This window comes from Anaerorhabdus sp., from assembly GCF_036637135.1.
Classification (GTDB): Bacteria; Bacillota_I; Bacilli_A; order Erysipelotrichales; family Erysipelotrichaceae; genus Anaerorhabdus.
Window position 1 is genome coordinate 1 of the sequence record NZ_JAVWNC010000079.1, and the last position, 7,754, is coordinate 7,754.

Below are 7,754 nucleotides of genomic sequence, written 5' to 3' on the forward strand. Positions count from 1 at the left end.
TTCTGGAGAATTTCCTAATGCATTCCCTCCAAGTGCAATTACTAATCTTTTTTTACTCATAAATTACCTTTCTCTTTATCCAAATATCAATGCTTAGAACTAGGGTCTAAGCCCTAGTTTCTAAACATAGAAGGATATTATTTTAATGTTGCATACATAACTGCTTTAATTGTATGCATACGGTTTTCAGCTTCATCAAATACTACTGATTGTTTTGATTCAAATACTTCATCAGAAACTTCCATTTCTTTTAGACCAAATTTCTTAGCGATTTCTGATCCAATTGTAGTATTTGTGTCATGGAAGCTAGGTAAGCAGTGCATAAAGATAGCATCATGTTTAGCCATTGCCATAACATCTTTGTTTACTTGGTATTTACTTAATAGTTTAATTCTTGTATCCCAAACATCATCTGGTTCTCCCATAGAAACCCAAATATCTGTGTAGATAACATCAGCATTTGTAGCACCTTCTTTAACATCTTCTGTTAAAGTAATTGTACATTCATGTTCTTTAGCTAATTCTTTACAAGTAGCTACTAATGATTCTTCTGGCCATAATTCTTTTGGTGCACAAGCTGTGAAGTTAAGACCTAACTTCGCACAAGCAACCATTAATGAATTACCCATGTTATTGCGAGCATCCCCAAAGAATGTGAAGTTGATTCCTTTTAGATGTCCAAATTTTTCTTCGATTGTTAACATGTCAGCTATCATTTGAGTTGGATGAAATTCAGTTGTTAAACCATTCCATACTGGTACTCCAGCATATTTTGCAAGTTCTTCAACTAATTCTTGAGCATAACCACGGTATTCAATACCGTCGTACATTCTACCTAAAACTCTTGCAGTATCAGCGATACTTTCTTTTTTACCCATTTGGCTTGAACCTGGATCAAGGTAAGTAACACCCATTCCTAAATCCATTCCACCTACTTCAAATGCACAACGAGTACGAGTAGATGTTTTTTCAAATAACAATACGATATTCTTTCCTTCAAGGTAACGGTGAGGAATACCTGCAAGTTTCATTTTCTTTAATTCTTTTGATAAATCGATTAAATATCTGATTTCTTCACTTGAGAAATCTAATAATTTTAGGAAATTTCTTCCTCTTAAGTTAACTGCCATATTAATAATCTCCTTCTTCTATTTTATTGGTTTGGCTTAGTCTTCACGAACAAGTGGCATTGACATACATCTTGGTCCACCACGTCCTCTAGATAATTCGGCACTTGGCATTTCAAGAACTGTTAAGCCTTGTTCACGTAATATTTTGTTTGTAACATCATTGCGATCATAAACAATGATGACTCCTGGTGCGATACATAATGTATTCGATCCATCATTCCATTGTTCACGTTCACTAGCGATGCGGTCACCACCAGCACATGGAATTAAAGTAACTTTACGTCCAATGTATTTTTCTAAAATATTTTCTAACTTGTCATTAATTTCTTTAACAAGGATATCTCCATCTTTTGGAGTAATTTCAAATACTTGTAATGCTCCATAAATACCTGGATGAACTGTAAATTTATCAACATCAATTTGAGTAAATACTGTATCAAGATGCATCATTGCACGATTGTTAGGAATATTTACTGCTAAGATTCTTTGAATTTTGTTTTTTGGATTATTGAAGATGCGGTGAGCTAATCCATCGATTGCTTCTGGACATGTACGTTGAGAAATACCAACTGCTAATGTATGTTCATTGATATTAAGAACGTCTCCACCTTCAATATGGAACTCATCATATCTGTCATACCATTTTTCGACTTGTCCTTTGTATTCAGGATGATAAGCGAAGATGTATTCAGCATAGATAGTTTCACGATTTCTTGTAATAGAGTACATTTTATTTAAAGTAACTCCATCCCCAACTGATGCAAATGGGTCACGTGTGAAGTATAAGTTTGGCATTGGATCGATAATTAATTTGTCTGATTCAGAAACAAGGTCTACTAATGAATTTTCAGGAGATACATGAACTTCTTTTAAGTTCAATCCTTCCATTGTTTTTAAAACTAATTCTTTAGGATCAGTAATTGAGTCAAAGAAATTAAATAAGATTTTCTTCCAACGTTCAGTGTGAATGTTTGCTTCAATGATGTATTGTTTAATGAATTTTTCACGAATTTCAGGATTACTAGCAATTGTTTCAGCCATTAAGTCTTCCAAATAAACTACTTCAACACCATTTTCTTTTAAAATTTCTGCAAAGCGGTCGTGCTCTTTTTGAGCTACAGGTAAGAATGGGATATCATCGAATAATAATCTTTCTAATGTATCTGGTGTTAAATTCAATAATTCCTTCCCTGGTCTATGTAATAGAACTTTTTTAAGTGGTTTAATTTCACTTGTTACATGAATTGCTACCATATCAAATCTCCTTCTTTTCTTTTTCTTGTGTTTTACTTCGGCTTTTTCAATGATGGGACGTCCAATCGATATCATTGAAATCGCTTACTTGATAATTACAGTCTAGCCCCATCTGAATCGTGATGTGGGTCAAAAAAAACATATTTTATTGTAAAATTAGTTTTTCAAAATTTACATTTTTATGAAAGAAATCATGAAAAAAAGTTATGAAACAAGACTCAAACCCTTTATTTGTAAGCGATTTCAGTAATGTAAATTATTTAAATCACAAGTGATTTTTGATTTATTGGTTAAAATGAAAATAAAAACTTTTACAACAAAATATAGCAAATCAGTCATTATTCAACAAAAAAAGAAAAGCCCAAAATTTTGACTTTTCCTTAATATTAAAGATTTATTTACTTCTTAGAGGTTTACGATAAATAATTGAGGTCCAAACTATGGCTACAATAACTAAAATTACCAATAAAATTAAGCCTGCATTAAAATAATAGTTATTATTCAATAAAGTACTTAACAGTAAACAAAATAATGATATAGATATACCAACTACAATTTTACCCATGAACTTGCATAACCCCACCTGATTAATCTTCATTAATTGCTCTTTAGGTAACATATTAAATCCAGCTATTAAAAATATTCCTTTTCCACTTAGCAAATACAATCCTAAAAGAAAAACAATGACAATCATGACACCAAGTATTAGTTCATTCATTTTTATATCTTCCTTAAAAGGTATAATTTGTAGAAAACACTAATTGTCATTTGGAATAATGCAACCATAACTAACACATAAGTGATGTTAACATCATATGGAGCAAGGATTAAACCTGCAAATATAATCAAACCACTCAGTATCATTAGTAAAGGTTGACCTGCTTTAGCACGAATATAACGTTTTCTTTCATCATGTTCTTCAGCATATAGTTGTTTTAATTTATCGGGATTACCTAATGCTTTTCTTGTCTTAACAATATATACTCCAAACATGATTTCCATGGCGCTAATTAATCCAGTTAAAAAACAAAATTCCAATGCTAACCATTCTGGCAATGTTTCCTGATCTACAAAAACAACTGGAATTAATACGAAAATCATTGCACATATTCCTATTATTGTAAGTATTTTGATTCGTTTCTTTAGTTTATTTTCAAAATTTGTCATTTTAATCTATCTCCTTTAGATCAAATACCTCTTCTATTGTTTTGCCAAAATATCTTGCGATTTTATAAGCAAGTGGCAGTGAGGAAGTATATTTTTCAGATTCAATTGATATAATCGTTTGTCGTGTAGTCCCTACAGCTAAAGCCAGTTCTTCTTGAGAACATTTGTTTTCTTTTCTCAATTCCTTAATTTTCGTCTTCATAGTTCCCCTTTAAAATGTATAGTTAACTTTACATTTATATTATTACTTCTTTTACGTAATATGTCAAGTACACTTTACATATCTTTGCACATAAAAAGCTGATATTTTCATATCAGCTTTTCCCCTACATCTTTTCAGGTGCGCTTATTCCAATTAAGTCTAATGCATTAGCTAAAGTTTGTTTAGTAGCTAATAACAATCCTAAACGTTGATTTGTAAGTTCAGGTTGAGTTTCATCAATAATTTTATGAGCCCCATAGAAACTGTGGAAGAATCCAGCAAGTTTTTGAACATAATTACAAATCTTGTTTGGAGAACGAGTAGCTGCAGCATCTGCAACAACACTTGTAAATTCCGCAATATATTTTAGTAAGTCTACTTCTTTTTCGCTTACTAATAAATCATAGTTATCTTCTGCTTTAAATTCAGGTGCATTACGTAAGATTGAACACATACGAGCATGTGCATATTGTGCATAATACACAGGATTTTCATTTGTTTTCTTACGAGCTAAACCTAAATCAAAGTCTAAGTGAGTATCAACAGCACGACTTACGAAGAAATAACGAGCTGCATCTACACTAATATCATCACAAAGTTCACGTATTGTAATTGCATTACCTGTACGTTTACTCATTTTAACTTCTTGACCGTCGTCAACTAAACGAACCATTTGAATAATATCAACTTCTAAATCATTTGGTCCATAACCCATTGCTTGAATAGCAGCAATCATACGTGGAATATATCCATGATGATCTGCACCCCATAAGTTAACAAGTTTTGTATAGCCACGATCAAATTTATCCATGTGGTTTGCAATATCTGGAGTAAGGTATGTTAATGTTCCATCACTCTTACGAAGTACACGATCTTTATCGTCTCCCCATTTCGTTGATTTAAACCATAGAGCTCCATCTTCTTCAAATGTTAGTCCCATATCTTTCATCTTTTCAATGCATTCTTCAACACTTCCATTGTCATAAAGTGATTGTTCAGAAATCCATGAATCGAATTCGCAACCATAATATTGTAAATCTTTCTTAATTTTTTCAAGTTCTTTTTCGCGACCTTTTTCCTTGAAGAATTCAATGCGACCTTCTTCTTGATTTAACCATACATCGCCTAACTCTTCAGCTAGTTCTTTACCAATTTGAGCAACATCAGGTCCTTGATATCCGTCTTCTGGAATATCTACTTTAACACCGAATGCTTCTGCATAACGAGCATATACTGATTTACCTAAGTTGATCATTTGAGCTCCTGCATCATTGATATAGTATTCACGTAAGCAGTTATATCCACTCTTTTTAAGTAAACGGCAAATACAATCACCCCAAGCAGCTCCACGAGCATGCCCTAAGTGAAGATCGCCAGTAGGGTTTGCACTTACATACTCTACTAAGATAGGTAAGTTATCACCGCTTGTGTTTTCTCCATAATGTTCGCCTTTGTCTAAAACAACATTAATAATACTAGCTAAAACTGATTTCTTCATCCAAAAGTTAATAAACCCAGGACCAGCTATTTCAATTTTATCTGCATCTTTAACTGTTTCTTTTAAACCTGCAACGATGTCTTGAGCAATCATTGCTGGTGCTTTCTTCGCAACTTTTGCAAGTCTCATTGCAATGTTCGTTGAATAATCCCCATTTGTGTTATCCTTTGGAATTTCAATCATAATTAAAGAATCGTCAATTTCACCATATAGGTTAGTGACTACATTTTTAATCGCACTTGTTAATTCTAATTCAATTTTATTCATACAAATCTCCTCTTTATAAAATTAAAACTGATACGTTTGTATCAGCTTTGTTTGTTAATGGCGCGCCCAGTAGGAATCGAACCCGCAACCTTTTGATCCGTAGTCAAACGCTCTATCCAGTTGAGCTATGGGCGCATTTACTTGCTCATTCATCTTAACAAACAAAATTTTCTTTTGCAATACCTATTCTAAAGTTTAAATAAAAAACGCCTCTTCTACTGAAGAGACGATATAAACCGCGGTACCACTCAAATTGCTAAATAGATAAACTATCTAACCTCTCTCCTTTAATGCAGGAATACACTATCCTTACTATCATACGGATAAATCTCCAAAGCTCGTTTCATTCATATTTCACTACTCATTTTCACCAATCTGAGCTCTCTATAAGTTTCTTATGAACTACTACTCTTTTTCATCGACACAGTAAGCATATCAAATTCAAAAATTTTGTCAACCCATAGCTTTAGGCATTACTCTGTAATTTCTTTGATTTTATCCGCAAAACGAATAATTTGATGTCCATTCAATACTAGTTCTCCCTCATCACCTTCTTCAAGAACTTGATATTCAAAGATGCTACAAGTACAGTCAATGATTTCATCCGTATCCGTTTTAAATTGAACATCATACTCTTGATTTGGAAAAGGTAAATCTCCTGGAATTGGAAAATAATCATATGCTTGTTTCTTATAACACGTTGCCTTTTTAATTACTCTATTTTGCATTTTCTTCTTCCTCTTCTAAATTTGGCATAGTGACTCCATTAGGTAACGGATTTTTTTTACGCATAAAATGATAAATGATAAACGGAACAAATATAACTAAAATAAAACTTACAATGAGAATCATAAAGTATTCTTTTGGAGCATTACTTCCTTGAAGTTGAGCAGGTGGAATAAATGAAATTAGAAATACTATAATAGAGAAAAGTAACCCTGATAAACCGAAGAAATATTGAATTACTTTTGATTTTGAGATACGAAATGCACGATCAATATCATCGTGTTTATATACGAGAGCTAGATAAGCAATAAAGAAAATAATATAAGCAATTGAATAAATAATAACTGTTAACGACATACTTGCAAAGAATGATAAATTGTTGTTGCCATTACCACCAAATGTAAGTATCGCTGCCCATATTGTTACAATGATCCCTTGAAGAATAAGAAATTGTGTTGGTACACCATGTTGGTTTGTTTTTGATAAATTTTTTGGTAGTAAGCCTGTTTTACCTGCAACTTGCATCCCCCAAGAAGGACCTACAACCCAAGCAGTTGCTTCAGCTAACACACCCATAGATATTAAGATGGCAATCACTCTTACTATCCAATCTAAGTTGGGTCCAAAATGTGCAAGTAAACCCTTGAATCCTTGTAATACACCTGTTGATAAACCTAATTTATCGGCAGGAACAACTGATCCTATAGACAATCCACCCATCGTATTTAGAATAATCGCAAGAACCACAAGAACCAATACTGCAATTGGATAATCACGCTTAACATTTTTCATCTCATTCGCATGTGTTGCGGATGCTTCAATACCTGCATATGCCAAGATAAATGATACAAATACAACTAGGGTATTCACTTTGCTAAAATCAGGAATAAATGTTTTTAAATCAAATGTTAATAAACTAGTTCCTCCTGTTAAGAAGTAAGCAATCGTTAAACCAAACAAGAATACTGCTGGAATCAAGATCCCGATAATAAAACCATATCGTGATATTTTCGCACTAAAACTTGTGCCCTTAAATTGTGAAAAAGTTATTGTCCAAAAGATTAGTAGTACCCCCATAAACCTAATTAATGGGTTTGTATTTAAAGTATCAAAGTTAAAGACATACGATAAAGCACTCAAGATGAAATAAATCATGGTTACAAATCCAACAGTGCCTTGAAACCATTGGAAGAAGATATGAGCAAATCCCCACTTCTCCCCTAATAAGTGCCCAGACCATGTATAAACGCCTCCAGTATCCCATCCCTTGACTGTTGCCATTTCTGCTGCACATAAAGCAACTGGTAAAAACCAAAAGAAACCTCCAATAATCAGAAAAAAGACAAGAGAAAATCCAGAAGATGCAAAACTTGGATATTCATATACGGTCATTACCATTGATGCTGTTAATGCAAAAAAACCAAATAATGTTAAACTCTTTTTGTTAGTCATAAACTAGGTCCCTTCATAGTGTTAACTATAATTTCATCCTAGCATTGAGTATTGGTTT

8 protein-coding genes, 1 tRNA gene and 1 other annotated feature are annotated in these 7,754 nt (G+C 32.8%); all 9 genes read right to left on the reverse strand.

Going from position 1 to position 7,754, the window contains the following annotated elements; all coding sequences use genetic code 11:
• Positions 1-137: 137 nt before the first annotated feature.
• The 9 genes from argF to RR643_RS10655 all read right to left on the reverse strand — a co-directional run bounded on the left by argF (position 138) and on the right by RR643_RS10655 (position 7,696).
• On the reverse strand, positions 138-1,130 hold the full coding sequence (gene argF, locus RR643_RS10615) for an ornithine carbamoyltransferase (RefSeq protein ID WP_332483189.1): 993 nt from the start codon (positions 1,128-1,130) through the stop codon (positions 138-140).
• Positions 1,131-1,166: 36 nt separating this feature from the next.
• Entirely contained in the window at positions 1,167-2,384 is a 1,218-nt protein-coding gene (gene arcA / locus RR643_RS10620) for an arginine deiminase (protein ID WP_332472326.1), read from the reverse strand.
• Positions 2,385-2,778: 394 nt separating this feature from the next.
• On the reverse strand, positions 2,779-3,102 hold the full coding sequence (locus tag RR643_RS10625; protein WP_332472327.1) for a DUF3784 domain-containing protein: 324 nt from the start codon (positions 3,100-3,102) through the stop codon (positions 2,779-2,781).
• Between the two features lie 2 nt (positions 3,103-3,104).
• Positions 3,105-3,551 (reverse strand): hypothetical protein, encoded by a 447-nt coding sequence (locus tag RR643_RS10630; RefSeq protein WP_332483190.1) that lies wholly within the window; start codon positions 3,549-3,551, stop codon positions 3,105-3,107.
• A gap of 1 nt (position 3,552) precedes the next feature.
• Positions 3,553-3,753 carry a helix-turn-helix transcriptional regulator gene (locus tag RR643_RS10635; RefSeq protein ID WP_332472329.1) on the reverse strand — a complete coding sequence of 67 codons (201 nt, stop codon included), beginning with the start codon at positions 3,751-3,753 and terminating at the stop codon, positions 3,553-3,555.
• A gap of 124 nt (positions 3,754-3,877) precedes the next feature.
• Positions 3,878-5,518 (reverse strand): arginine--tRNA ligase, encoded by a 1,641-nt coding sequence (argS, locus tag RR643_RS10640; RefSeq protein ID WP_332472330.1) that lies wholly within the window; start codon positions 5,516-5,518, stop codon positions 3,878-3,880.
• Between the two features lie 58 nt (positions 5,519-5,576).
• Positions 5,577-5,653 (reverse strand) — tRNA-Arg (locus RR643_RS10645).
• An 84-nt stretch (positions 5,654-5,737) separates the two neighbouring features.
• Positions 5,738-5,946: a binding site (T-box leader), on the reverse strand.
• Between the two features lie 45 nt (positions 5,947-5,991).
• Positions 5,992-6,246, reverse strand: coding sequence for a hypothetical protein (locus RR643_RS10650; protein ID WP_332472331.1), 255 nt, complete (start codon positions 6,244-6,246; stop codon positions 5,992-5,994).
• Positions 6,236-7,696 (reverse strand): amino acid permease, encoded by a 1,461-nt coding sequence (locus RR643_RS10655; protein WP_332472332.1) that lies wholly within the window; start codon positions 7,694-7,696, stop codon positions 6,236-6,238. Before RR643_RS10655 ends, RR643_RS10650 begins: the two co-directional genes overlap by 11 nt.
• Positions 7,697-7,754: the final 58 nt, after the last annotated feature.